General features: G+C 71.1%; 20 protein-coding genes. 12 read left to right on the top strand and 8 right to left on the bottom strand.

Annotation, left to right across the window (positions count from 1 at the left end; translation table 11 throughout):
• The first annotated feature begins 36 nt into the window (after window positions 1-36).
• The 4 genes from ACIF9R_RS02750 to ACIF9R_RS02735 all read left to right on the top strand — a co-directional run bounded on the left by ACIF9R_RS02750 (window position 37) and on the right by ACIF9R_RS02735 (window position 6,217).
• Window positions 37-1,461 (top strand): M28 family peptidase, encoded by a 1,425-nt coding sequence (locus ACIF9R_RS02750; RefSeq protein WP_399973335.1) that lies wholly within the window; start codon window positions 37-39, stop codon window positions 1,459-1,461.
• A 138-nt stretch (window positions 1,462-1,599) separates the two neighbouring features.
• Complete coding sequence (locus ACIF9R_RS02745; RefSeq protein ID WP_399973333.1) at window positions 1,600-3,003, top strand: class II fumarate hydratase; 1,404 nt, start codon at window positions 1,600-1,602, stop codon at window positions 3,001-3,003.
• 72 nt (window positions 3,004-3,075) lie between these two features.
• On the top strand, window positions 3,076-3,768 hold the full coding sequence (locus tag ACIF9R_RS02740; protein ID WP_399973330.1) for a DUF402 domain-containing protein: 693 nt from the start codon (window positions 3,076-3,078) through the stop codon (window positions 3,766-3,768).
• Between the two features lie 274 nt (window positions 3,769-4,042).
• Window positions 4,043-6,217 (top strand): SpoIIE family protein phosphatase, encoded by a 2,175-nt coding sequence (locus ACIF9R_RS02735; RefSeq protein WP_399973328.1) that lies wholly within the window; start codon window positions 4,043-4,045, stop codon window positions 6,215-6,217.
• 174 nt (window positions 6,218-6,391) lie between these two features.
• On the opposite strand, the gene ACIF9R_RS02730 is transcribed toward ACIF9R_RS02735, so the two are convergent.
• Window positions 6,392-8,686: a transglycosylase domain-containing protein gene (locus ACIF9R_RS02730; RefSeq protein WP_399973325.1), complete on the bottom strand. Its 2,295-nt coding sequence runs from the start codon at window positions 8,684-8,686 to the stop codon at window positions 6,392-6,394.
• A 272-nt stretch (window positions 8,687-8,958) separates the two neighbouring features.
• On the opposite strand from ACIF9R_RS02730, the gene ACIF9R_RS02725 reads away from it, so the two are divergent.
• The 5 genes from ACIF9R_RS02725 (at window position 8,959) to ACIF9R_RS02705 (ending at window position 13,892) form a co-directional block, all read left to right on the top strand.
• Complete coding sequence (locus tag ACIF9R_RS02725; protein ID WP_399973322.1) at window positions 8,959-9,894, top strand: SPFH domain-containing protein; 936 nt, start codon at window positions 8,959-8,961, stop codon at window positions 9,892-9,894.
• The gene (locus ACIF9R_RS02720) at window positions 9,891-10,145 is read left to right on the top strand and encodes a hypothetical protein (RefSeq protein ID WP_399973319.1); all 255 of its coding nucleotides are present in this window, start codon (window positions 9,891-9,893) and stop codon (window positions 10,143-10,145) included. The genes ACIF9R_RS02725 and ACIF9R_RS02720 overlap by 4 nt, the downstream gene beginning before the upstream one ends.
• A gap of 197 nt (window positions 10,146-10,342) precedes the next feature.
• Window positions 10,343-10,867, top strand: coding sequence for a PadR family transcriptional regulator (locus tag ACIF9R_RS02715; RefSeq protein WP_399973317.1), 525 nt, complete (start codon window positions 10,343-10,345; stop codon window positions 10,865-10,867).
• Window positions 10,864-11,559 carry an ABC transporter ATP-binding protein gene (locus ACIF9R_RS02710; RefSeq protein WP_399973315.1) on the top strand — a complete coding sequence of 232 codons (696 nt, stop codon included), beginning with the start codon at window positions 10,864-10,866 and terminating at the stop codon, window positions 11,557-11,559. The genes ACIF9R_RS02715 and ACIF9R_RS02710 overlap by 4 nt, the downstream gene beginning before the upstream one ends.
• Window positions 11,556-13,892, top strand: a complete 2,337-nt coding sequence (locus tag ACIF9R_RS02705) for an ABC transporter permease (RefSeq protein ID WP_399973313.1) — start codon at window positions 11,556-11,558, stop codon at window positions 13,890-13,892. Before ACIF9R_RS02710 ends, ACIF9R_RS02705 begins: the two co-directional genes overlap by 4 nt.
• Before the next feature lie 128 nt (window positions 13,893-14,020).
• On the opposite strand, the gene ACIF9R_RS02700 is transcribed toward ACIF9R_RS02705, so the two are convergent.
• Window positions 14,021-14,965 (bottom strand): LysR substrate-binding domain-containing protein, encoded by a 945-nt coding sequence (locus tag ACIF9R_RS02700; RefSeq protein ID WP_399973311.1) that lies wholly within the window; start codon window positions 14,963-14,965, stop codon window positions 14,021-14,023.
• A 133-nt stretch (window positions 14,966-15,098) separates the two neighbouring features.
• Here ACIF9R_RS02700 and ACIF9R_RS02695 point away from each other — a divergent pair, with 133 nt between their 5' ends.
• Together ACIF9R_RS02695 and ACIF9R_RS02690 are read left to right on the top strand one after the other, a co-directional pair.
• Window positions 15,099-15,653 (top strand): peroxiredoxin, encoded by a 555-nt coding sequence (locus ACIF9R_RS02695; RefSeq protein WP_399973308.1) that lies wholly within the window; start codon window positions 15,099-15,101, stop codon window positions 15,651-15,653.
• A 6-nt stretch (window positions 15,654-15,659) separates the two neighbouring features.
• Window positions 15,660-16,199, top strand: coding sequence for an alkyl hydroperoxide reductase (locus ACIF9R_RS02690; protein ID WP_399973307.1), 540 nt, complete (start codon window positions 15,660-15,662; stop codon window positions 16,197-16,199).
• A 409-nt stretch (window positions 16,200-16,608) separates the two neighbouring features.
• Here ACIF9R_RS02690 and ACIF9R_RS02685 read toward each other — a convergent pair whose 3' ends face one another.
• The 5 genes from ACIF9R_RS02685 to ACIF9R_RS02665 all read right to left on the bottom strand — a co-directional run bounded on the left by ACIF9R_RS02685 (window position 16,609) and on the right by ACIF9R_RS02665 (window position 22,641).
• Window positions 16,609-17,988 carry an AI-2E family transporter gene (locus tag ACIF9R_RS02685; protein WP_399973304.1) on the bottom strand — a complete coding sequence of 460 codons (1,380 nt, stop codon included), beginning with the start codon at window positions 17,986-17,988 and terminating at the stop codon, window positions 16,609-16,611.
• 144 nt (window positions 17,989-18,132) lie between these two features.
• Window positions 18,133-18,831, bottom strand: coding sequence for a transglycosylase SLT domain-containing protein (locus ACIF9R_RS02680; protein ID WP_399973302.1), 699 nt, complete (start codon window positions 18,829-18,831; stop codon window positions 18,133-18,135).
• Between the two features lie 409 nt (window positions 18,832-19,240).
• Window positions 19,241-20,566, bottom strand: a complete 1,326-nt coding sequence (locus ACIF9R_RS02675) for a PhoH family protein (protein ID WP_399973300.1) — start codon at window positions 20,564-20,566, stop codon at window positions 19,241-19,243.
• A gap of 460 nt (window positions 20,567-21,026) precedes the next feature.
• The gene (locus ACIF9R_RS02670) at window positions 21,027-21,800 is read right to left on the bottom strand and encodes an isoprenyl transferase (protein WP_399973298.1); all 774 of its coding nucleotides are present in this window, start codon (window positions 21,798-21,800) and stop codon (window positions 21,027-21,029) included.
• A gap of 169 nt (window positions 21,801-21,969) precedes the next feature.
• A complete protein-coding gene (locus tag ACIF9R_RS02665; protein ID WP_399973296.1) occupies window positions 21,970-22,641 on the bottom strand; it encodes a hypothetical protein in 672 nt (223 codons plus the stop codon).
• A gap of 654 nt (window positions 22,642-23,295) precedes the next feature.
• Between ACIF9R_RS02665 and ACIF9R_RS02660 the strand changes: the two genes are divergently transcribed.
• Complete coding sequence (locus ACIF9R_RS02660; protein WP_399973294.1) at window positions 23,296-24,477, top strand: winged helix DNA-binding domain-containing protein; 1,182 nt, start codon at window positions 23,296-23,298, stop codon at window positions 24,475-24,477.
• A 2-nt stretch (window positions 24,478-24,479) separates the two neighbouring features.
• On the opposite strand, the gene ACIF9R_RS02655 is transcribed toward ACIF9R_RS02660, so the two are convergent.
• Window positions 24,480-25,271 (bottom strand): class I SAM-dependent methyltransferase, encoded by a 792-nt coding sequence (locus ACIF9R_RS02655; protein ID WP_399973291.1) that lies wholly within the window; start codon window positions 25,269-25,271, stop codon window positions 24,480-24,482.
• Window positions 25,272-25,351: the final 80 nt, after the last annotated feature.

Genomic DNA, 25,351 nt, shown 5'->3' with positions numbered 1-25,351 from the left:
ACATGCACATGCCATGTCAACCCCGGAGGAGACCAGGTGAAACGAAGATTCGCCGCGGCGGGCTTCTCGCTCGCTGTCATCCTCGGCTGCGGCACACTCCCCGCCGTGGCCGCCGACTCCGTAAGCACCGCGGACACCACCCTCAGTGCCGCGCCCGACGTCGACGTCAGCAAGGTCACCGCACACCTCAACGAGCTGAGCGCCATCGCCGGACGCAACGGCGGGAACCGCCGTTCCACCGGACAGGGGTACCGCGACTCCGTCGCCTACGTGAAGGGCAAGCTCCAGGCCGCCGGTTACACCGTCACCGAGCAGCCCTGCACCTCCGGCTGCACCAGCGGCGCGGGTCCCAACCTGATCGCCGAGTGGCCGGGGGGTGACGCCAACAACGTCTACATGTTCGGCGCCCACCTCGACGGCGTCTCCGCCGGCCCCGCCATGAACGACAACGGCTCCGGCTCCGCCGCCCTGCTCGAGAACGCCCTGACGCTGGCCCAGCAGGACCCGGCCATGCGCAACCGGATCCGCTTCGCCTGGTGGACCGACGAGGAGCAGGGGCTCAACGGGTCCGACTTCTACGTGCGTTCGCTGTCCTCCACCGAGCGCGCGAAGATCAAGGCGTACTACAACTTCGACATGGTCGCCTCCACCAACGGCGGCTACTTCATCAACCACATCACCTCCGCGGCCGCCGCCCCGATGAAGGCGTACTGGGACTCGCTGGGCCTCCAGCCCGAGGAGAACACCGAGGGCGCCGGACGCAGCGACGACTACCCCTTCGAGCAGTACGGGGTCCCGACCTCCGGCTACGCCATGGGCGCCAGCGCCCGGAAGACCTCCGCGCAGGCCGCCAAGTGGGGCGGGACCGCCGGATCCGGGTACGACCCCTGCTACCACCGCGCCTGCGACACCCTCAGCAACATCAACACCACCGGCCTCGACCGCGCGGCCGACGGCATCGCGTACACGCTCTGGCAGCGGGCCGTGGACACCGGCACCGGCGGCAGCTGTGACACCGCGGGTGTCGTCGGCAACGGCGGTTTCGAGAGCGGGACGTCGCCGTGGACCGGAAGCACCGGCACCATCGGCGCCCACTCCGGCCAGTCGGCACACAGCGGAACCCGGTTCGCCTGGCTCGGCGGGAACGGTTCCACGGGCACCGAGTCGATCAGCCAGACGGTGACCGTGCCGGCCGGGTGCTCCCAGGCGTCGCTCGGCTACTGGCTGCACATCGACACCGACGAGTCCGGCTCACGCGCCTACGACAGGTTCACGGTGAGGGCGGGCAGCACCACGCTCGCCACCCTGTCCAACGTCGACGCCGGCAGCGGGTACGTGCAGCGGTCCGTCGATCTGTCGGCCTACGCGGGGCAGACGGTGACCCTGACCTTCACCGCGACCGAGGACTACAGCCTGCAGACCAGCTTCGTACTGGACGACGTGGCCCTGCAGAGCGGCTGACCCTCCCTCACGGGTCCTTCCGAGGTTCTTCCCCCCACGGATCCTCCGCCCCGCCGCGCTCCCCGCGCGGCGGGGCGGAGGCGGCTCACGGGAATACGCTCGTCCGGGACCGCTGCTGTGCATCCTCGGAGGTACACGATGACGACCACGGACGACGACCGAAACCACCGCGTCGAACACGACTCCATGGGGGCGGTGAGGGTCCCCGCCGACGCCAAGTGGCGTGCGCAGACCCAGCGCGCCGTGGAGAACTTCCCGGTCTCCGGGCAGCGCCTGGAGCGCGCCCACATCGAGGCCCTGGCCCGGATCAAGGGCGCCGCGGCCACGGTGAACGCCCGTCTCGGGGTGCTGGACCAGGACATCGCCGAGGCGATCCGGGAGGCGGCCGACGAGGTGGCCGAGGGGCGGTGGGACGAGCACTTCCCCGTCGACGTGTTCCAGACCGGGTCCGGGACCTCGTCCAACATGAACACCAACGAGGTGCTCGCCACCCTGGCCACCGAGCGGCTGGGCCGGGACGTGCACCCCAACGACCACGTCAACGCCTCGCAGTCGTCCAACGACGTGTTCCCGTCCTCCCTCCACATCGCCGCGACCGCCGCCGTCACCCGCGACCTGATCCCGGCCCTCGATCACCTCGCCGCCGCGCTGCAGCACAAGGCGGAGGAGTTCGCCGACGTGGTGAAGTCCGGGCGGACCCATCTGATGGACGCCACACCGGTGACCCTCGGTCAGGAGTTCGGCGGGTACGCGGCCCAGGTGCGGTACGGGATCGAGCGGCTGAACGCCTCCCTGCCCCGGCTGGCCGAGCTGCCGCTGGGCGGGACCGCCGTCGGCACCGGCATCAACACCCCGCCGGGGTTCTCCGCCGCCGTCATCGAGGAGGTCGCCCGCGCGACGGGGCTGCCGCTCACCGAGGCGCGGGACCACTTCGAGGCGCAGGGCGCCCGGGACGGCATCGTGGAGACCAGCGGGCAGCTGCGGACCATCGCCGTCGGGCTCACGAAGATCGCCAACGATCTGCGGTGGATGGCGTCCGGACCGCGTACCGGGCTCGCCGAGATCAGCCTGCCCGATCTCCAGCCCGGCTCCTCGATCATGCCCGGCAAGGTCAACCCGGTGATCCCCGAAGCCGTGCTCATGGTCTGCGCCCAGGTCACCGGCAACGACACGACCGTCGCCACCGCCGGCGCCTCGGGCAACTTCGAGCTCAATGTGATGCTGCCGGTGATCGCGAAGAACGTGCTGGAGTCGGTGCGGCTGCTCGCAGGCGTCTCCCGGCTCTTCGCCGACCGCACGATCGACGGGATCGTCGCCGACCGGGAACGGACCCGGGAGTACGCCGAGTCCTCGCCGTCCGTGGTCACCCCGCTCAACAAGTACATCGGCTACGAGGAGGCCGCGAAGGTCGCCAAGAAGTCACTCGCGGAACGGAAGACCATCCGGCAGGTGGTCCTGGAGGGCGGCTACGTCGAACGCGGCGACCTCAGCGTCGAACAGCTCGACGAGGCGCTGGATGTCCTGCGGATGACACGCCCGTAAAGCCTGACGCACCGGGTGTGAACCGTGACGGCCTCCGCCGCGTCGTATGCCCCGGGCACCTAAAATCTGCGCATGACGGAGGGCGGAGCGAGGATGGGCGACCGAGCGGACAGGGCGGCCGGCCACTGGGCGCCCGGGACGCAGATCCTGTGGCGTTACCGGGAGAACGGCGGCGTGCGTATTCATATCGCGCGTCCGGTCACGGTCGTCACCGACGAACCGGAGCTGCTCGCCGTGTGGCTGGCGCCCGGCACCGAGTGTGTGAGGCCGGTGCTCGCCGACGGGACACCCGTGCACCAGGAGCCGCTCGGCACCCGGTACACCAAGCCGCGCACGGTGCGGCGGGGCCACTGGTCCGGCACCGGGGTGCTGAAGCTGGCCCGGCCCGGTGAACCCTGGTCGGTGTGGCTGTTCTGGGAGCCGGGCTGGCGGTTCAAGAACTGGTACGTGAACCTGGAGGAGCCACTGGCCCGTTGGGCGGGCGGAGTGGACTCCGAGGATCACTTCCTGGACATCTCCGTGCACCCGGACCGCGGCCGGCACTGGCGGGACGAGGACGAGTTCGCGCAGGCCCGGCGGGATGGGCTGGTGGACTCCGCGCTGGCCGGCCGGGTGCGGGAGGCCGGGCGGGCCGCGACCCGGCTGATCGACGCCTGGGGGCCGCCGTTCTCGGACGGCTGGGAGGACTGGCGCCCGGACCCCTCCTGGACGGTACCGTCACTGCCACAGGACTGGGACCGCACTCCGGCGCATGTGTCCTCGTGAGACCCTTGCCGCGTCCCCGGGCGGGAAACGTAGGATCGTCGTCCGCAAGGGCGCCGGGCGACAACCACCGGAGCGCGCGCTGGGCTTGACCAAACGTCACCGAGGGGCGGCAGGACGTGAGCGAGGGGTACGGAAACACCGGTGCGGGCCGGGCACGGCCACCCGGCGGATTGGCGGCAACCTCTGACCACACGCGAAATCCGTTCCGGGGGCAGGTATTCCGGGTATCGGAGTTTCGGCGGGACGAACCGCGCGCACGGCGTGCGCCGGACGGATGGATTCGACACGCGTGACGGAGCAGCCGACCTCCTTCGAACGCCCGCAACCGGGCGTGGACCCCGCGGATCCCCGCGGGGCGTTCCCGCGTACCCCGCCACCGGCGCGTGTGCCGGGTACGGGAACCGCCTTACCGGTACAGGGCCACTCGGGTGGTGAGATGCCCGCGCCCGGGGCCGGGTCCCCGGGACCGTCGAAAGCCGCGCCGCCGGCTTCGCCGGGTGCCGCGTCGGCGGAGACGGTGACGCCGGGCGGCACCGGCCAGGACCCGGCGACGGCTCCCGGCTCCGAGCACTCCCAGCCGGGTTCCGGTCAGGACGCCGAACCGGACACGCACCGGCCGCGCCCGGTGCCCGAGGGCATCCCGGTGCAGCCGGCCGCGGGCCAGGGCCGTCCGGCCCGGGCACCGGACGGCAAGGAGCGCCGCAGCGGGCAGGTGACGCAGCCCGGGCGGCCGACGCCGATGCGGCGGGACGGTGACCGGCTGCGGTTCGTCGGCGCCGCGACCCGGCGGATCGCCCGCGGTATCGACCTGGACGAGATCGTGATGGGGCTGTGCCGGGCCACCGTGCCCACCTTCTCCGACGCGATCCTGGTGTATCTGCGCGACCCGCTGCCGGTCGGCGACGAGCGGCCCACCGGGCCGCTGGTGCTACGGCTGCGCCGCACCGACCGGATTCCGGCCGAGCGGGACACCGAGGGCGGTTTCCTGCCCGCCGCCACGGCTCCGGAGCCGTCCGGGCTGGACTCGGTCGGCGAGGAGCTCTGCACGGTCCGGCCCGGCAGCGCGCTCGCCGAGGTGCTGCGCGGGGTGCGTCCGGTGTTCACGGACGCACCGGCCGCGCGGGCCGCGCTGCCCGAGCTCCTGGGCGAGGACGGCGCGTCGGCCGTGCCGGCCGGGCAGCGGGCGATCCTCGCGCCGCTGCGCGGCCGCCGCCGGGTGATCGGCGCGGCGCTGTTCCTGCGCCGCCCGGAGCGCATCCCGTTCGAGGCCGACGATCTGCTGGTCGCCGCCCAGCTCGCCACGCACAGCGCCCTCGGCATCGACAAGGCGGTGCTCTACGGGCGGGAGGCGTACATCGCGGACGAGTTGCAGCGCACGATGCTGCCGGAGACCCTGCCGCGCTGCACCGGCGTACGGCTCGCGTCGAGGTATCTGCCGGCCGCGGAGACCGCGCGGGTCGGCGGCGACTGGTACGACGCGATCCCGCTGCCGGGCAGCCGGGTGGCGCTGGTGGTCGGTGATGTGATGGGGCACTCCATGACGTCGGCGGCGATCATGGGCCAGCTGCGCACCACAGCGCAGACCCTGGCCGGGCTCGATCTGCCGCCGCAGGAGGTGTTGCACCATCTCGACGAGCAGGCGCAGCGGCTCGGCGTGGACCGCATGGCGACCTGCCTCTACGCGGTGTACGACCCGGTATCGCACCGCATCACCATCGCCAACGCCGGCCACCCGCCGCCGGTCCTGCTGGAGCTGGGCGGCCGGGCCGAGGTGCTGCGGGTGCCCGCGGGCGCGCCCATCGGCGTGGGCGGGGTGGACTTCGAGGCCGTGGAGCTGGACGCGCCCGCCGGGGCGACGCTGCTGCTCTACACGGACGGCCTGGTGGAGTCGCGGCTGCGGGACGTGTGGACCGGTATCGAGCAGTTGCGGGAGAAGCTCGCCGTGACCGCGCAGCTGACCGGTCCGGACCATCCGCCGCCGCTGGAGGCGCTGTGCGACGAGGTGCTCGACATGCTCGGTCCGGGTGACCGGGACGACGACATCGCGCTGCTCGCCGCCCGTTTCGACGGGATCGCGCCGAGCGATGTGGCGTACTGGTTCCTGGAGCCGGAGGACGCGGCCCCCGGCCGGGCCCGCCGCCTCGCCCGGCGGGCGCTGTCCCGCTGGGGCATGGAGGAGCTGAGCGACTCCGTCGAGCTGCTGGTCAGCGAGGTGGTGACGAACGCGGTGCGGTACGCCACGCGGCCGGTCACCCTGCGGCTGCTGCGCACGGACGTCCTGCGCTGCGAGGTCGGTGACGATGTGCCGCAGCTGCCCCGGCTCCGGCAGGCGCGCGCCACGGACGAGGGCGGGCGCGGGCTGTATCTGGTGAACCGGCTGGCCCGGCGCTGGGGCGCGACCCGGCTGAGCACGGGCAAGGTGGTGTGGTTCGAGCTGAACCACGGCTGAGCCGCCGTACGGGAAGGGGCGCCCGGTGTGGTCAGACGCTCACCCACAGCGTCTGCCCTCACCGGGCGCCCCTCGTGTTCTTCGCGCCCTCGTCCCCGTGTGCCTCGTCAAGGGGCTGGTGCGTCAGTGGAGCCTGCCTCCCTTCGGGCGACGGCGCCACTGTCGCCCCAGGCCCTACCCGTTCTCGTCGAAGCCGGGGTTGTCCGGGTTGCCCGGGAGCCCGAAGGTCGGAGAGCTCGCCGGCGGTGTCTTCGTCGGCGGCTCGGACGTGGGCGGCTCGGACGTCGGCGGCTGGGTCGTCGGCGGCGCGGAGGAGGTCTCGGGCGGCGCCTGGGTGGTGGGCTCCTCGGTCGTCGGCTCCTGGCTCGGGGTCTTGGAGGGCGACTGCGTGGCGGACGGGGTGCGGGTCGGCTTCACCGCCGCGCCCTGCTTGGTGTCCAGGTCGAACTTGCTGACCTCGTCCATGACGCCGAAGGTGTACGCGGCCCAGATCTCGGCGGGGAAGCCACCACCGTTGACGCGGTAGTCGACGCCGCCGGCCTTGTACATGGGCACCTGCGGATGCGGTTCTTTGTCGTCCTCACCGAACAAACCGACCGAGGTGACCAGCTCGGGCGTGAAGCCCGTGAACCAGGCGGACTTGTTGTTGTCGGACGTACCCGTCTTGCCGGCCACCTGCTGGCCGTTGCGCAGCGGGTTCTTCCGTACGGACTCCCTCGCCGTACCGTCGTCGACCACGCCGGTGAGCACGGAGGTCACCGTGTCGGCCGCCTCGCGGCTGATGACCTGGTCGCCGACCGGGTCGGGGAACTCGATCGTGCGGTCGTTGTGCTCGGCCGACTTCACCATGGCCGGGGTGACCTTCTTGCCGTGGTTGGCGAAGGTGGCGTAGACGCCCGCCATCTCCATCGGGCTCGCGCCCATACTGCCCAGGGTCTGCGCGGGCACGGGGGGCATGCCCTCGGTCTCCATGCCGAGTTCGCCCGCGGTCTCGACCACCTCGGTCATGCCGACGTCGATGCCCATCTGCGCGAAGACGGAGTTGACGGACCTGTTCATCGCCTCCTGGACGGTGATGTCGCCGTAACTCCGGTCGTCCTCGTTGGGCGGCGCGAAGCCAACCTCCTTGCCGCCGTCCATCACGGGACGCCTGCTCGTGCCGTCGTAGATCGTGTTGTCCGTGATGGGCACGCCGTCCTGGGTCTCGGCGTCCTGGTCCACGGCGGCGGCGAGGATGATCGGCTTGAAGGTGGAGGCGGGCTGGTAGTCGTCGCGGGTGGCGTTGTTGGTGAAGTGCTTCACGTAGTCCACGCCGCCGTACATCGCCACGACCGCGCCCGTCTTCGGGTCCACGGAGACGGCGCCGGCCTGGACGTCGGCGTCCACCTTGCGCTTGTCCGGGTCGAGCTTGCTGGTGAGCCGCTCCTTGACCGCCTTCTCCAGCGCGGCCTGCTTCTTCTTGTCGATGTTGAGCGTGACGGTGTAGCCGCCGAGGTCCACCAGGGCCTTGGCCTGCTCCAGGTCCTCGGCGTCGCCCTGGGCGACGAGCTGCCGCTTGAGCGCGTTGTTGGCCGCCTCGACCAGGTATCCGCGCTGGCCCTCAAGACCGGGGGCGGCCTTGGGCACCTTGGGAACGGGGAACTCCATGCCCTGGCGGTCGGCCGCGTCGAGCCAGTCCTGCTCGACCATGTTGTCCAGGACGTAGTTCCAGCGCTCCTGGACCAGCTTCTTGCCGGTCTCGCCGGCGATCGCCCAGTCGTACTGGTTGGGCGCCTGGAGCAGGGCCGCGAGGTAGGCGCCCTGCTCGACGGTCAGGTCCTCGGCGTCGACGCGGTAGTAGGCCTGGGCGGCGGCCTGGATGCCGTAGGCGCCGCGGCCGTAGTAGCTGGTGTTGATGTAGCCGGCGAGGATGTAGTCCTTGGACTTCTCCCGGTCCAGCTTCAGGGAGATGACCAGCTCCTTCATCTTGCGGGTGACGGTCTGGTCCTGGGTCAGGTAGTAGTTCTTGACGTACTGCTGGGTGATCGTCGAGCCGCCCTGTGCGCCCTTGCCGGACAGCGTGTTGAGCAGGCCGCGCGCGGTGCCCTTGAGGTCGACGCCGGAGTCCTTGTAGAAGCTCTTGTTCTCGGCGGCGACGAAGGTCCGCTGGACGTCCTTGGGGACCCTCGCCAGGTCGACGATGTCCCGGTTGTAGCCCCTGCGGGCCATGACCGAGCCGTCGCTGTACTTGTAGACGTTGCCCTGCAGTTCGGCGTCGGCGTTCCCCTCGGGGATGTCGATCATCATGTAGAGCACGATGAAGGCGCCCATGCCAAGCAGGCAGAGGCCGAAGAAGGTGCCGACGATCTTCTTCCAGGTGAAGAGCCGGCGTATACCGCTGCGGCCGGCCGCCCCCGACGAGCGGTGGCCCTTGGGTGCGGCACGGCGTCCGCCGCGCTGTCGTGCGCGTCTTTCTTCCGCTCGTCCCATACGCCCGTTCCGCTCCGCTTCGTTCATGTGTGCTCGCCTGCCACACAGGTTCGCCGCTCAGGTCAGCTCAGAAAACTAACACCGGGAGCCATGACAAAGGGCTGCTGATGCGGTCGTTACGGACGTGACAATCAGCACCCGCTCCACCAGAACCGACGTACGAGAGGTACACGAGGTTGCTGCGAGGAGGTAATCTGATATCACTTAGATAGGCAGACGCTAGCCGCGCAGGTACCTCGCGCGCAGGCGCACCGAGGAACGGGGGATCACCCATGTCCATACACGACCCGCAGGTCACGGCCGATGTGCCCGCGATGCCGGCCCCGCGCGTGCGGGAGGTCCCGGCGCACAGCATCGGCGGCGGCCTCGCACTGACGCTCGGACTGGCCGGACTGATCATCGGCGTGGCGCTGATCGTCTCCGCCACCGCGGTCACCGCGACCGGCCCGAAGGCCGCCCTGATCAGCGGCGGCATCCTGGTCGCGATCGCCGCGATCCTCGCGATGTGCGGGCTGAACATGGTGGCGCCGGGCGAGGCCCGGGTGGTGCAGCTCTTCGGCCGCTACCGGGGCACCATCCGCCAGGACGGTCTGCGGTGGGTCAACCCCTTCACCTCGCGCACCAAGATCTCCACGCGGGTACGCAACCACGAGACCGCCGTACTGAAGGTGAACGACGCCTACGGCAACCCCATCGAGCTGGCCGCGGTCGTGGTGTGGCGGGTGGAGGACACCGCGCAGGCCACCTTCGAGGTGGACGACTACATCGAGTTCGTCTCCACCCAGACCGAGGCGGCCGTGCGGCACATCGCCATCGAGTACCCCTACGACGCCCACGACGAGGACGGCCTGTCGCTGCGCGGCAACGCCGAGGAGATCACCGAGAAGCTCGCCGTCGAACTGCGCGCACGGGTGGACGCGGCCGGCGTGCAGATCATCGAGTCCCGCTTCACGCACCTCGCCTACGCGCCCGAGATCGCCTCGGCGATGCTCCAGCGGCAGCAGGCCGGCGCGGTCGTGGCGGCGCGGCAGCAGATCGTGGAGGGCGCGGTGGGCATGGTCGAGTCGGCGCTGGCCCGGATCCAGGAGCAGGACATCGTGGAGCTCGACCCGGAGCGGAAGGCGGCGATGGTGTCCAACCTGATGGTGGTGCTCTGCGGCGACCGCTCCGCACAGCCGGTCCTCAACACGGGGACCCTCTACCAGTGACCGAACCGTCCGGGGGCCCGGCCCCCCAGGGTCGGCCGCAGCGCAAGCAGGTGCTGCTGCGGCTCGACCCGTCGGTGTACGAGGCGCTGGCCCGCTGGGCGAACGACGAGCTGCGCTCGGCCAACGCGCAGATCGAGTTCCTGCTGCGGCGCGCCCTGTCCGAGGCGGGGCGGCTGCCCGGTGAGGCGGGGCCGCTGCCCCGCCGGGGCCGTCCGCCCGGGGGCTCCGCCCCCAGGCCCCCGTCGGCCTGACCGGCCCCGTTCCCGAACCCCCCTCCCCCAGGGGGACGCCCGGACGGCCCGGTCCGCGCACGCCCGTCGGCAGGCGGCCCGCACCGCGGTAGCAGAACCGTGACAATCGGCTCCCACCTGGAGGTCCGCACCCCCCGCCACCATCTACGCACTCGGCGTATACACAGTGGGTATACACGGTATGTAGAGTGCTCCGCATGTCCATCGGTCACACCCTCCTGGGACTCCTGGAGTCCGGCCCGCGTCATGGTTACGACCTGAAGCGGGCCTTCGACGAGAAATTCGGTCACGACCGGCCGCTGCACTACGGCCAGGTCTACTCGACGATGTCCCGCCTGCTGAAGAACGGGCTGGTCGAAGTCGACGGCATCGAGGCCGGCAGCGGCCCCGAGCGGAAGCGGTACGCGATCACCGAGGCCGGCATCACCGATGTCGAGCGCTGGCTCGCCACACCGGAGAAGCCGGAGCCGTACCTCCAGTCGACCCTCTACACCAAGGTCGTCCTGGCCCTGCTCACCAGCCGCGACGCCGCCGACATCCTCGACACGCAGCGCTCGGAGCATCTGCGCGGCATGCGGATCCTCACCGACCGCAAGCGCAAGGGCGATCTCGCCGACCAGCTCATCTGCGACCATGCCCTGTTCCACCTCGAGGCCGATCTGCGCTGGCTGGAGCTGACCGCGGCGCGTCTCGACAAGCTCCGTGAGGCGGTGACCCGATGACCACGACCACTCCCCCCGGTTCCCTGCTCGTCGCGCGGGACCTGCGCAAGGTCTACGGCCCGACCACCGCGCTCGACGGCGCCGGCTTCTCCATCCACCCGGGCGAGGTCGTCGCCGTGATGGGGCCCTCCGGTTCGGGCAAGTCGACGCTGCTGCACTGCCTCGCCGGGATCGTCACCCCCGACTCCGGGTCGATCACGTACGACGGACGTGAGCTGACCGCCATGAGCGACAGCGAGCGCAGCGCGCTGCGGCGCTCGGAGTTCGGCTTCGTCTTCCAGTTCGGGCAGCTCGTGCCGGAGCTCACCTGCGTGGAGAACGTCGCCCTGCCGCTGCGGCTGAACGGCACGCCCCGCAAGGAGGCCGAGCGGGCCGCGCTCACCTGGATGGCGCGCCTCGAGGTCGACGACGTCCGCAAGAAGCGGCCCGGCGAGGTGTCCGGCGGTCAGGGCCAGCGGGTCGCCGTGGCCCGCGCGCTGGTCACCGGCCCGCGGCTGCTGTTCGCCGACGAGCCGACCGGCGCGCTGGACTCCCTCAACGGCGAGCGCGTGATGGAACTGCTCTCCGACGCCGCCCGGTCCACCAACGCCGCCGTCGTACTCGTCACCCACGAGGCGCGGGTGGCCGCCTACTCCGACCGCGAGATCGTCGTGCGGGACGGCAAGTCCCGGGACATGGAGCGCGTCGTATGAGTGCGCGCCAGTGGGCACGTGATCTCGGCATGGGGCTCCGGTTCGCCTTCGCCGGGGGACGCGAGGGCTGGACCCGGGCGATGCTCACCGCCGTCGGGGTCGGGCTGGGGGTGGCGCTGCTGCTGCTCACGACCGCCCTGCCCGGCGCGCTGGAGGAACGCCACCGGCGGGAGGAAGCCCGCCTCAACTTCACCTACGGCGAGGAGATCAAGCGCGCCGACGACACCCTGATGACCGCGGACACCGACACGGAGTTCGAGGGCAAGGAGATCCGCGGCCGGCTGCTGGAGCCGGAGGGGGACAAGGCCCCGCTGCCGCCCGGTCTGCGGGAGTTCCCGGCGCGGGGCGACATGGTGGTCTCCCCCGCGCTGAAGGAACTCCTCGACTCGGACGGCGGGGAGCTGCTGCGGGAGCGTCTGCCGTACGACGTCGTGGGGACGATCGGCGAGCAGGGGCTGATCGGTTCGCAGGAACTCGCCTACTACGCGGGCGCCGAGGGCCTCGCGGCACGGGCCGACGGCGGCGGGACCGTGGGCCGCATCGACTCCTTCGGGGATCCCAACCCGATGGAGGAGGAGGCGGACCCGGTCCTCATGCTGCTGGTCCTCGTCGTCTTCGTGGTGCTGCTGATGCCGGTCGCCGTGTTCATCGCCGCGGCCGTACGGTTCGGCGGCGAACGGCGGGACCGCAGGCTGGCCGCGCTGCGGCTGGTCGGCTCCGACGGCGGGATGACCCGGCGGATCGCCGCGGGCGAGGCGCTCGGCGGGGCGCTGCTGGGGCTGGTGTTCGGGACCGGGTTCTTCCTGGCGGGGCGTGAGTTCGCGTCCTCCGTCGAGGTGTTCCGGATCAGTGTCTTCCCGAGCTATCTGAACCCCTCGCCGCTGCTGGCCCTGCTGGTCGCGGTGGCGGTTCCGGCGGCCGCGGTGCTGGTGACCCTGCTGGCGCTGCGCGGGGTGGTCATCGAGCCGCTGGGCGTGGTGCGCACCGCGCGGCCGGCCCGCCGCCGGCTGTGGTGGCGGCTGCTGCTGCCGCTGGCCGGACTCGGCATGCTGTCCCCCATGATCGGACAGGGCCAGGAGAACGGGGAGTTCAACGAGTATCTGGTCGCCGGCGGTGTCATCTGTCTGCTCGTCGGCGTCACCGCGCTGCTGCCGTGGACCGTCGAGACGGTCGTCGCCCGGCTCGGCTCGGGCAACGTGGCATGGCAACTGGCGGTCCGCCGGTTGCAGTTGAGCAGTGGCACGGCGGCCCGCATGGTCAACGGCATCGCCGTGGCCGTGGCCGGCGCGATCGCGCTGCAGATGCTGTTCGCCGGTGTGGAAAGCGACTACACCAAGGAGACCGGCCTGGACGTGACACTGGCGCAGATGGAGATCAGGGTGCCGGACAGCACGGATGTCGCCGCGGCCACCGCGAAGCTCGAGGAGACCGAGGGCGTCCGCGAGGTCTACGCGCTGTCCAGCAGTAACTTCGGCGACCGGCCCTGGTCCGAGAGTCCGGAACGCATCGCCGAGCTGACCATCGGTGACTGCGCGACCCTGCGCACCCTGGCGAAGCTGCCCTCGTGCACGGACGGCGACGTGTTCACGGTCCGGGGCGGTGAGTACGACACGGACACCCCGGCGCTGAGCCGGCCGGGCCAGAAGCTGTATCTGGAGGCGGACTCGGACGACGCGAAGACGAAGGACGTCGTGTGGACCGTCCCGGGGACGCTGAAGCAGGCCGACTCCATCAAGGGCCCGACCGGGACCAAGCGCGGCGGCTTCCTGCTGACCCAGGGAGCGATGCCCGCGGAGCTGGAGGACGCGGTCCGCGGTGAGCTGTATCTGTCCCTCGACGACTCCGTGCCGCACGCCGTCGAGCATGTGCGCAACACGGCTGCCGCGATCGACCCGCTCGCCGACCCGACCGCGTGGAACCTGACCGAGCGTTCCGAACGCTACGACAGCATCCGCACCGGCGTGTTCGTCGGCGCCGCGGCCGTGCTGGCGCTGATCGGGGCGAGTCTGCTGGTCTCCCAGCTGGAGCAGCTGCGTGAGCGCCGCAAGCTGCTGTCCGCCCTGGTCGCCTTCGGCACCCGGCGGCGCACACTGAGCCTGTCGGTGCTGTGGCAGACGGCGATCCCGATCGGTCTGGGCCTGCTGCTGGCCTCGGTGGTGGGCCTGGCCCTGGGAGCCGTGCTCCAGCGCATGACGGCGACCCGGATCCGCGTGGACTGGCCGAGCGTCGCCCAGATGACCGGCATCGGCGCGGGCGTCGTCCTGGCGGTGACGCTGCTGAGCCTGCCGCCGCTGCTGCGCATGATGCGCCCGGACGGGCTGCGCACGGAGTAGGACCGGAGCGCTTCAGGCGCGGCTTGGGGCCCGAGCGCTCCACGCGCGGAACAGGACCCGAGCGCTCCGGGCACGCGACGGGACCGGTGCGCTTCGGGCGCGACGGGCCCGGTGCGGACGGCGGGGGCTCAGCTCCCCACCGTCCGCACCGGCAGCTCCCGCAGGGCCTCGCGCAGGGCCGCCGCCAGTTGCTCGTACTCCCCCGCCCTCGCCGCGCCCGTGCGCATGGCGAGGGCGATGCGACGGGTGGGGGCCGGGTCGGTGAAGCTGCCGGTGCGCAGCCGCCCGGAGCGGGTGGTCTCGACGTCGACGGCGGTGCGCGGCAGCAGCGTCACCCCGAGCCCGCCGGCCACCAGTTGCACCAGGGTGGAGAGTCCGGCCGCCGTGGTGGTGGCCGCGACTCCCGCGCGGCCGGCCTCGCGGCAGATCTCCAGTGCCTGGTCGCGCAGGCAGTGCCCCTCGTCCAGCAGGAGCAGGTTCAGCTCACGCAGCACCTCGCGGGGTATGCCCCGGCGGCCGCCGAGCCGGTGGCCGATCGGGGTCACCAGCACGAAGTCCTCGTCGAACAGCGGAAGTTCGATCACTCCGGGTACACCGAGAGGCACGGCGAGCAGCAGCAGGTCGAGCCGCCCGCCGGTCAGTCCGTCCAGCAGGCTGGCGGTCTGCTCCTCGTGCACCTGGAGGTCGAGCCGCGGATAGCGGTCGCGCACCAGCCGCAGCACGGTGGGCAGCACATACGGCGCCACCGTGGGGATCACTCCGAGGCGCAGCACCCCGGTGAACGGCGCCCGCAGCGCGTCCGCCTCCTCCATCAGCGCCCCGACCTCGGCCAGTACGGCCTTGGCGCGGGCGGCGAGCCTCTCACCGGCCGGGGTGAGCAGCACCTTGCGCGTCGTACGCTCCACGAGGGTGACACCGAGCGTCTCCTCCAGCGCGGCCACGGCGCCCGACAGCGCAGGCTGACTCGTCCCCGTCGCGGCCGCGGCGTCCCGGAAGTGCAGATGCTCGGCCACCGCGGCGAACGCCCGCAGCTGGGCGAGGCTCGGCTGCCTACGCCTATTACCCACAGTCACTGATAGCTTCCTCCGATCAACACGACCGAGTGTAGCTATTTCACGAATCAACGCAGCCTGTGCCAACATCAACAAGGTCCAACCCATGGGAAGCCCCCGCGATCCGGAGGTTTCCTCGCTGCAAGGAGGTCCTGTGCTCACTGTCGGTGACAAGTTCCCCGAGTTCGAACTGACCGCCTGTGTCTCGCTGGAGAAGGGCAAGGAGTTCGAGACGATCGACCACAAGACCTACGAGGGCAAGTGGAAGATCGTTTTCGCGTGGCCCAAGGACTTCACCTTCGTGTGCCCGACCGAGATCGCCGCTTTCGGCAAGCTGAACGAGGAGTTCGCCGACCGTGACGCCCAGGTCCTCGGCTTCTCCGGCGACTCGGAGTTCGTCCACCACGCCTGGCGCAAGGACCACGACGACCTGCGCGACCTGCCGTTCCCGATGATGGCGGACTCCAAGCACGAGCTGATGCGCGACCTCGGCATCGAGGGCGAGGACGGCTTCGCCAAGCGCGCGGTGTTCATCGTGGACCAGAACAACGAGATCCAGTTCAGCATGGTGACCGCCGGCTCCGTCGGCCGTAACCCGAAGGAGGTCCTGCGGGTTCTGGACGCCCTGCAGACCGACGAGCTCTGCCCGTGCAACTGGTCCAAGGGCGAGGAGACCCTGGACCCGGTCGCGCTGCTGGCCGGGGAGTGACCTGAGATGTCACTCGACTCCCTGAAGTCCCGTATACCGGACTACGCCAAGGACCTGAAGCTCAACCTCGGCTCGGTCATCGGGAACTCCGACCTGTCGGCCCAGCAGTTGTGGGGCACGGTGCTGTCGACGGCGATCGCCTCGCGTTCGCCGATCGTGCTGCGCGAGCTGGAGCCGGAGGCGAAGGCGAACCTGTCGCCGGAGGCGTACACCGCGGCGAAGGCCGCTGCCGCGGTGATGGCGATGAACAACGTCTACTACCGCACCCGTCACCTGCTGTCGGACCACGAGTACGGTAATCTGCGCGCCGGTCTGCGGATGAACGTCATCGGCAACCCGGGGGTCGACAAGGTCGACTTCGAGTTCTGGTGCTTCGCGGTCTCCGCGATCAACGGCTGCGGTGCGTGCCTCGACTCCCACGAGCAGGTGCTGCGCAAGGCCGGCCTGGAGCGGGAAGCCGTCCAGGAGGCGTTCAAGATCGCGGCGGTCGTCGAGGCGGTCGCCGCGACTCTCGACGCGGAAGCGGTGCTCGCGGCCGCGGAGTAACTCCGCCCACGGCCCCACACATCGGGCCCGTCCACCTCCCCGAGGTGAACGGGCCCACACCCGTCCCCCCTGAACCCCGGCTACGGCCCCACCCCGCCCTCCCCAGGCAGCCACGCCGCGAGCCCCCGCCCTCCGCGGGCAGTCGTGCCGCAGGGCGGCACGGGTGGGCGCGACGGCACCCCGCCGGCGCCGGGTTGCGCGATCACCCCCCGGCCCGCACCAACACCGCTTCGCTCCCCGGCGCTTGCCGGATGCAGCTGCACCCACCCGTGCCGCCCTGGGGGTACCCCCCAGGCCTTGAGGCACTGGGAGAGGCACGACTGCCCGCAGCTGGACGGGTACGGGCCCAAGACCGCAGCTGCGGCAGGCCGGGCGCAAGCCCACAAGCGGAGAAAGCCGGGCGCAAGCCCTACTCCTCGTCGAGGTCGGCTGCCCGCCGCTCGGAATCCTCCGGTGCCGCCGGAGGCACCCGCAGCGGAGCGTCCGGCGCGGACATGGCCGTAGCCCCCCGGGGCCGCGGGGAATGGAGTGCGGCCGTCTCGCGGGAGTACGCCCGCAGATACCCCACGACCGTGTTGGTCACCGCCACCAGCGGCACCGCGACCACCGCACCCCCGATCCCGGCCACCATCCCGCCGGAGGCGACCGCCAGCACCACCGCCAGCGGATGGACCCGCACCGCCCGGCCCAGGATGAACGGCTGGAGGATGTGCCCCTCGATCTGCTGCACCGCCAGCACCACCGCCAGCGTCATGACACCCGTGAACACCCCCTGGGTGACCAGCGCGACGACCACCGCCAGCACCCCCGACACCACCGCACCCACGAGCGGGATGAAGGAGAACAGGAAGATGAAGACGGCGAGCGGCACCGCCATCGGCACATCGAGGAAGTAGATGCCGAGGCCGATGAAGATCGCGTCGATCAGCGCCACCACCACCGTGCCGCGCACATACGCGGTGAGGGTCCGCCACGCCGCCGGTCCGGCGCCGGCGACACCCGGACGGGCGGCGGCCGGGACGAGCCCCAGCGACCACTCCCAGATCCGCTTGCCGTCGTAGAGCAGGAACAGGGTCGAGAAGGCCGCCAGCAGGATGCCGGTGAGCGCCTCGACGACGACCGTCACACCTTCCAGACCGGCCGAGGTGATCTGCTCGGTGTTGGCGCCGACCGCCTCCCGCAGGTTCTTGGCGATCTCGTTGATCTGTTTGTCGGTGACGTGGAAGGGGCTGTTGAGCAGCCAGTTGCGCAGTTCGTCGATGCCGTCCTGGATCTGCTGGGAGAGGTTGTCGATGTTCTCCATGATCTGCCAGGTCACGAACCAGCCGATGAGGCCGATCACCACGAACCCGAACAGCGCGGTCAGCGCGGTGGCCGGCCCGCGCGGCACGCCGTGCCGCCGCATCCGGGCCACGGTCGGCTGGAGCAGCGCGGTGATCAGCAGCGAGGCCACGAACGCCAGCACCACCAGTTGTACGGCGCTGATGACCCGCATGAGCACCCATACGGTGCCGGCCAGCACCAGCAGCCGCCAGCCCGCCTCGGCGGCGACCCGTACCCCCCAGGGCACGGCCTGCGCGGGGTCCGGCCGGACCGGGACGGCCACGGCGGCGTACTCGGCCGGCGGGGACGGCTCCTGACCGGCGTGCGAGGCGGAACTCGAAGACGCGCTGTCCTCGTCGTCGGGCAGACGGTCCCGCGCCACTTCCGCCCGGCGCTCCTCCAGCCGCTTACTGACCTCGGTCAGTCCGGCTCCGACCCGGCCGAGCCATCCTGGCACTCGCGACATGATCCGTCCTCTTCCCCCGTTTCTCCCCACCACTCCCCCTGGAGTCGTCGGTCAGACCGTACATGGCGAAAGCCCCGCTCCGTAGGACGGTGCGGGGCTGTGCCAGGGTTGAGCGGGGCCGGGAAGTCGGAGTCCCCGGTCGTTCTAGTACCAGTGGTTGGCCTGCCAGAACGACCAGGCGCCGCAAGGGCTGCCGTAGCGGTCGTTCATGTAGCCCAGACCCCACTTGATCTGGGTGGCCGGGTTCGTCGCCCAGTCGGCGCCGGCGGAGGACATCTTGGAACCCGGGAGCGCCTGCACGAGGCCGTAGGCGTCGGACGTCGGGTTGTCGGCCATGTAGTTCCAGCTCGACTCGCGCTGCACGATGTCGCTGAAGCACTGGAACTGGTCCGCCGGGACCATCTGCCGGGCCATCGCCTGCACCTCGGCGATGGTGTAGGACGCCTGGGTCGCGAAGCTGGAGGCGTCACGGGTCGCGGAGCGGTTGGCGGCGGCCTTGGCCTCCGCGCGCTCCTCGGCCTCCCGCTCCGCCTTCTCCGCCGCTTCCTTCTTCTTCTCGACGGCGGTCTCGGCGGCGGCCTTGCGGGCGGCCTCCTCGGCGTCCTTCTTGGCGGTGGCGTCCGCGGCGATGGCCATCGTTTCGGCCTGCTGCGTCAGGGACGCGGTCTGCACCTGGGCCTGCTGGCCCGCGGGGATGTCCGCGAGCAACGTGGTGCCGCTCGCCGTCGCTTCGGCGTCGTTGTTCTGAGCGACGCTGCCCGAGGCAACGCCGACGACACTTCCGACAGCGGTGACCGCCGTGGCCGAGGCCACTGCGAATCCCCGGACCGAGATCCGGCTCACACGGTTTCCTTCCAGCATCGCCCGCTTCGGTGACCCTCGCGGACGCAATCGTGCCCCCTTGCCACTGGCCTCCCCAACTTCGGGTCACGGGAGGCACGGGCCCGATGGGCAACTCCCGCGAGGGAGCGCCGCGTGATGCTCGGGCGGCATACGACGACGCTATGGAGTTGGCCTGTGGTTCTGCACCGCTGGGGGTACAGGTGTGTCGTATGCGGGGCCTGACAGGAGTGAGACTCTGCCGTAACCGGACGCGGCAAGGCAATTCTCTGTTGCGTGTGAAAGCTCACATCCCGTTTGCCCCTGGGGATATTCGGAAACCAGCACACACGCCGACGCCGCCCGGCTAGGCTCTTCGCCTTTCCGGACGGCGTCAACTACTGCGTAACCGATCCTTCCTGGACCCCAGGGGTCAGATCTGCCCGTCTTCGAGCATTTCGGTCACAAGGGCGGCGATCCGGGACCTCTCGGACCGGGTCAGGGTGACATGCGCGAAGAGCGGATGCCCCTTCAGCTTCTCGACCACGGCGACCACACCGTCGTACCGCCCGACCCGGAGATTGTCCCGCTGGGCGACATCATGGGTCAGAACCACCCGCGAATTGGCCCCGATCCGGGACAGAACGGTCAGCAGTACGTTCCGCTCCAATGACTGCGCCTCGTCCACGATCACGAACGCGTCGTGCAGCGAGCGTCCCCGGATGTGGGTGAGCGGCAGGACCTCGAGCATGCCCCGCGCGGTGACCTCCTCGATGACCTCCCTGCTGGTGACCGACGACAGCGTGTCGAACACCGCCTGCGCCCAGGGGCTCATCTTCTCGGCCTCACTGCCGGGCAGATAACCGAGTTCCTGCCCGCCCACCGCGTACAGCGGCCGGAAGACCATCACCTTCTGGTGCTGCCGGCGCTCCAGGACTGCCTCGAGACCCGCGCACAGCGCCAGCGCCGACTTGCCGGTGCCGGCCCGGCCGCCCATGGACACGATCCCGACGTCCGGGTCGAGCAGCAGGTCGAGCGCGATGCGCTGCTCGGCGCTGCGGCCCTTGATCCCGAACACCTCCCGGTCGCCGCGCACCAGCCGGACGTTGCCGTCCGGCGCGACCCGCCCCAGCGCCTTGCCGCGCTCGGACTGGATGGTCAGACCGGTGTGCACCGGAAGGTCCGACGCCTCGGGCACATACACGTGCCCTTCCTCGAAGAGGATGTCCACCTGCTCGCCGGGCAGGGTCAGTTCGGACATACCGGTCCAGCCGGAGGAGTCCGTGATGGCGAGCTCCGCGCGGTACTCCTCGGCGAGGAGACCGACGGAGGACGCCTTGATCCTGAGGGGGAGGTCCTTCGACACCACCGTGACGTCGAACCCCTCGGCCTGCAGATTGCGGGCGACCGCGAGGATGCGGGAGTCGTTGTCCCCCAGGCGGTAACCGCTGGGCAGAACACTGGGATCCGAGTGGTTCAACTCGACCCGCACGGTTCCACCGAGGTCCCCGGTCGGAAGGGGGGCGTCGAGGCGGCCGTACCGCACCCGGTAGTCGTCCAGCAGACGGAGCGCCTGCCGGGCGAAATACCCGAGTTCGGGATGGTTCCGCTTGGCCTCCAGTTCCGTCACCACGACGATGGGGAGCACGACCTCGTGCTCGTCGAAGCGGGTCAGGGCGTTCGGATCGGCCAGCAGGACGCTGGTGTCGAGAACATAAGTGCGTCGGTCGGGCTTGTGACGCTTTGCGCTGGTCACCACGGAAGGACGTACCCCCTCGGATGAGGTCGGGGAGCGACGGAGCGGAGCTGGACCGGTCGACGGCCGCCATGCACAGCGGGCCGAGAACCGGCCCTCCGCTGCTTCCGTGCTGTGACCGCACGGTCGGGCTGGTGCAAAGGGCCTCCCGGGCGGACGACTCCCGTGTCGTCCGCTGAGATACGACGCCCGTGGTTCGGGTGTCGACCTGCCTGGCTTATTCCCTCATATGAGCGCAGCCATGCCAAGGCATATGACGGCGCGCAGGTGAACAGGGCGTGACCGGCGGCGCGGGCGACGGAACGGGGGCCCGGACGGAGCCCGGACGGAGCCCGGACGGAGAAAGGCAGGGAGCCCGGACGGAGACAGGCAGAGAGCCCGGACGGAGACAGTGCAGGGAGCCCCGACGGAGACAGGCAGAGAGCCCCGACGAGGAGAGCGCAGGGGTCCTGGCGTGAGCCGTTCAGCCGCCGTAGCGCCGGTGGCGGGCCGCGTAGTCGCGCAGCGCCCGCAGGAAGTCGACCTTGCGGAAGGCCGGCCAGAAGACGTCGCAGAAGTAGTACTCGGAATGCGCGGTCTGCCAGAGCATGAAACCGGACAGCCGCTGCTCGCCGCTGGTGCGGATCACCAGGTCCGGGTCGGGCTGCTCGCGGGTGTAGAGGTGACGTCCGATCATGTCGACGTCGACGGCCTCGGCGAGGTCCTCCATCGAGGTGCCCTTCTCGTGGGCATCGAGGAGCATGGACCGCACGGCGTCGGCGATCTCCTGGCGGCCGCCGTACCCGATGGCGACGTTGACCACTATCCCGGCGACGTGCGCGGTGGCGGCCTCGGCCTCCTTGAGGGTGGTCTGCATCCCGGCGGGCAGCAGATCGGGCGTGCCCACGTGATGGACCCGCCAGCGCCCGTCGGCGGCGAGGCTGCGCACCACGTCCTCGATGATGCCGAGCAGCGGGACGAGTTCTTCCTCGGGCCGGTCGAAGTTGTCGGTCGACAGCAGCCAGAGGGTGACGACCTCGACCTCCGTCTCGCTGCACCAGCCGAGGAACTCCCCGATGTTGTCGGCGCCGGCCCGGTGGCCGTGGACGGTGCTGGAACCCGAGGCCTTCGCCCACCGGCGGTTGCCATCCATGATGACGCCGATGTGCTTGGGCACCTGAGCGGTGTCCAGGTGACCTTCCACCCGGCGTGCGTACAGCCTGACCAGCAGGCCGCGCAGCTTGTCGCGCAGGTTCACGTGATCGTCAGCCCCTCCGTACGGATCGGACAGGGGCCGCACCCCGCCGCGTCGCGCGGCAAGCGGCCCGGTCTCGGCCGCGGGCGGCCCTGTCCGTATGGCGGTCCCCGAAGGGGAAAGACTACCCCCGCCGGGGCAGGGGTCCCCAAAGTCCGGGGTGACGCGTTTGTCAGCCGTACGGCGAGTACTGCGGCGGCACACCGTTTGCGCGCGGCCGCCGGAACCACTGTCCGGCCGTGCCCTGGCTGAGCAGCACGACGAGCGCGATGCCGGTGCCGAGCGGCACGATCCCCAGCGGGACGCCCTGGGCCGCCGCGCTGAGCGCGAACAGGATCTGCACGGAGGCCAGCACGATCGAGGCGACGCGCACGCCGTGGCCCGCCTTCGGATACTGGAACGCCAGGATGAACAGCACGAGGCTCATCAGATACGCGCTGAAGGCCCGCCCCGCCTCCTCGGGCCCGACGACGACACCGACCACGATGCTCATCAGCACCCCGAACCCGAAGGTCGCGAAGCTCACGATCTGGGCGGCGCGTACCGAGCCGGGCATGGTGAAGACCTGCTGGGACGGGTCGTAGTACGCGGGTGGCCCGGCCCAGCCCTGCGGCGGGGTACCGGGGTAGGGCTGGGCACCGGGCTGCGGGTAGGGCGGTTGCTGCGCTCCGGGCCCCGGGTACGAGGGGTGGGCCGCCGGTGGGGTGCCGTAGGAGTCGGGCGGCGGCGCGGGGGCCTGCCCGTACGGGCCATAGGCGCCGGAGGGACCGTACGGACCGTACGGACCCGGCTGGCCGGTCTGGCCGGGGGGCTGATGAGGCGGTGTCGGATGCTCGTTCGACATGCCTGGACTCTAGCCAGGGAACCCCCCGCCGAGGGCACGGCACGGGAGGGCAAGAAAAAACGGGCCGGTCCGTGGGGGGGATACGGACCGGCCCGAGGGGGGGTTTCCACCATAACCCTTCGTAAGTGATGCTGCGCGCATTGGCGGGCCACAATCACTCTCCGGAGTCGTCCGGCGACGCCTCGGCAGCCCGGAAAGGGGTCGTTCACGGCCCTTGCATGGCCGGAACACGGCGATTTCCTGGGGAAAAACGAGAGTTGAGGGGACCCTGTGCAGGTTGTGGCGTCGATCCGCTACCCCGTAGGCCACTCTTCCGGTCGTCCCCCCGACGGGTGACCCCGGCGGCAGCGCCGGCTTGACCCGGGGACGGACTCCGAGGGGCGGGCGGTGGGGGTTCGAGGCACGCGCGATCGGCCCTCGAGAAGCCCGGGGGACGGAGCCGGGCTGCGCGGTCCGGGCACCGCGCAGCCCCCTCCACTGCGCGGTACCGCCCCGCGCAGCTTTGCTCACGCGAACCACCTTGGTCCGAACCTATGCGAGCGCCCGCCCCGAGCACCAGCCCGCGATCGATAACGATGCGGAAACCGGTCCGCAGGCTCAGATCCGAGCGATCGAGGACAGAAACCGACCTCTATCGGTCCTAGGGTCGGCAGCATGACGACGACCCCCACCCTCACCTGGGACGCGGCAAGTGCGCGGCGTATCGACCGACAGTTCCTGGCCGCACCGGCGCCGGACGGCACGCCCGTCGCCGACGTGGTCGCCGCGATGCGCGGCGCGCACGCCCAGGTGCTGTCGGCGGCCGAGCTGTCCGCGGGGCTGCGTGGGAGCGCCACGACAAGGGCGGATGTACGGGCCGCGCTGTGGGAGGACCGCTCGCTGGTGAAGACGTACGGTCCGCGCGGAACGGTCCATCTGCTCCCCACGCACGAACTCCCCCTGTGGTGCGCCGCGCTGAGCGCGGTGCCGAGGGGATCCAACGGCCTCCCCCGGGGCGCCCGCCTCACCGAGGAGCAGGAGGAGCAGGTCGTGGCCGCGATCGGGGAGTCGCTCGACGGCGCATGTCTGACCATGGACGAGCTGCACGAGGCCGTCATGGCCCGCACCGGCCCCTGGGCGGGCGAGCTGGTGATGCCGGCGTTCCAGGGGATGTGGCCGCGCTGGCGCCAAGTGCTGCACCGGGCGGGCTGGGCGGGCTCACTGTGCTTCGGCCCGAACCGGGGCCGCAAGGTGACGTACACCCGCCCGCCCGGCACGGACGGCGTCCGCGGCGTCGCGGACACCGGCGGGGACGAGGCGCTGCGCGGATTCGTACACCGTTATCTGCACGCCTACGGTCCGGCGACCCCGGCCCACTTCGCCCGGTGGCTGGCCGCACCCGCCGACTGGGCCACCGAGCTGTTCGCGCGGCTGGCGGCCGACGGCGGCATCGAGGAGGTCGGGTTCGAGGGCGCGCGGGGCTGGTGGGTGGCCGCGGGCGACACGGAGTTCCCGCAGGCCCCGGCCGGCCGGGGCCTGCGCCTCCTGCCGTACTTCGACGCGTACGTCATCGCGGCCCAGCCCCGCGAACGCCTCTTCCCCGGCGCCGCGTACCGGAGGGCGCTGGCGGGCGGCCAGGCGGGCAACCATCCGGTGCTGCTGGCCGACGGCGTGGTCGCGGGCGTATGGCACCAGCGGCGCGGCGGGCGCCGTACGCGGATCACGGTGGAACCGCTCGGACGGCTGACGGCGCGGCAGACCAGGGAACTGGGCGAGCAGGTGGAAAGGGTCGGGGAAGTGATGGAGACGACGGCGGAGTTGGTGGTGGGCCCGGTGTCCGTGGGCCCGCACGCCTAGCGTCACCGCGGCGGAGGCTTGCGCATCTCGACGAGATGCCGGCTGCTGTGCGCCACGAACGCGCCCTCGGCCTCGATCCGTTCGTGCAGGGCACGCAGGCGCGGCAGATACGCCTCGACGGTGAAGCCGGGCACCATCCAGACCACCTTGCGCAGGAAGTGCACGACGGCGGCGATGTCGTGGAACTCCATGCGCAGCCGTTCCGCCCGCAGGTCGACCGTCTCCAGCCCGGCGGTCTCCGCCGCGCGCCGTTCACGATCGGGATGTCGCGCCTCCCGCTGGTCCTCGGGCTGCGGGCCGAGGAAGTACTCGACGACCTCGTACGCGCTGCTGGGTCCGACGTGCTGGGCGAAGTAGGTGCCGCCGGGGCGGAGCACGCGCGCGATCTCGCCCCAGGGGGCCCGCACCGGGTGCCTGCTGACGACCAGGTCGAAGGCCTCGTCGGCGAAGGGCAGCGGCGCGTCCTCGGAAGAGGCGACGACGGCGACACCGCGGGGCCGGAGCAGCGTGGTGGCCCGGGCGACGTTGGGCGGCCAGCCCTCGGTGGCGACGGTGAGGGCGGGAGTCCGGGCGGCGTGCGTGAGGGCGAAGTCCAGGACCTCCCCTCCCCCGGTCTGGATGTCGAGCGCCGCGTCGGCCCCGCCGAGCCGCCCGGCCAGGGACGAGGCGTATCCCCAGGAGGGCCGGGCCTCGGTGGCGCGCCCCTCGAACCAGGAGAAGTCCCACCCCTCGGTGGGGACGGCGGCACCTTCGGCGACGAGTTCCTCGAATGTGCGCGTCTGCTGGTCGGACATGAGTCGACCCTGCACGAGGCCGGCCCCGTCTGTCGCCCGCTTATCCGCGCCCTTGTCCGTGCCCCTGTTTGTACCCTTGT

Origin of the sequence: Streptomyces sp. NPDC086080, assembly GCF_044540255.1 — a bacterium.
In the GTDB taxonomy this organism is placed as follows: Bacteria; Actinomycetota; Actinomycetes; order Streptomycetales; family Streptomycetaceae; genus Streptomyces.
The sequence above is the reverse complement of the archived record's forward strand: the minus strand, read 5'-3'. Positions and strand labels throughout refer to the sequence as shown.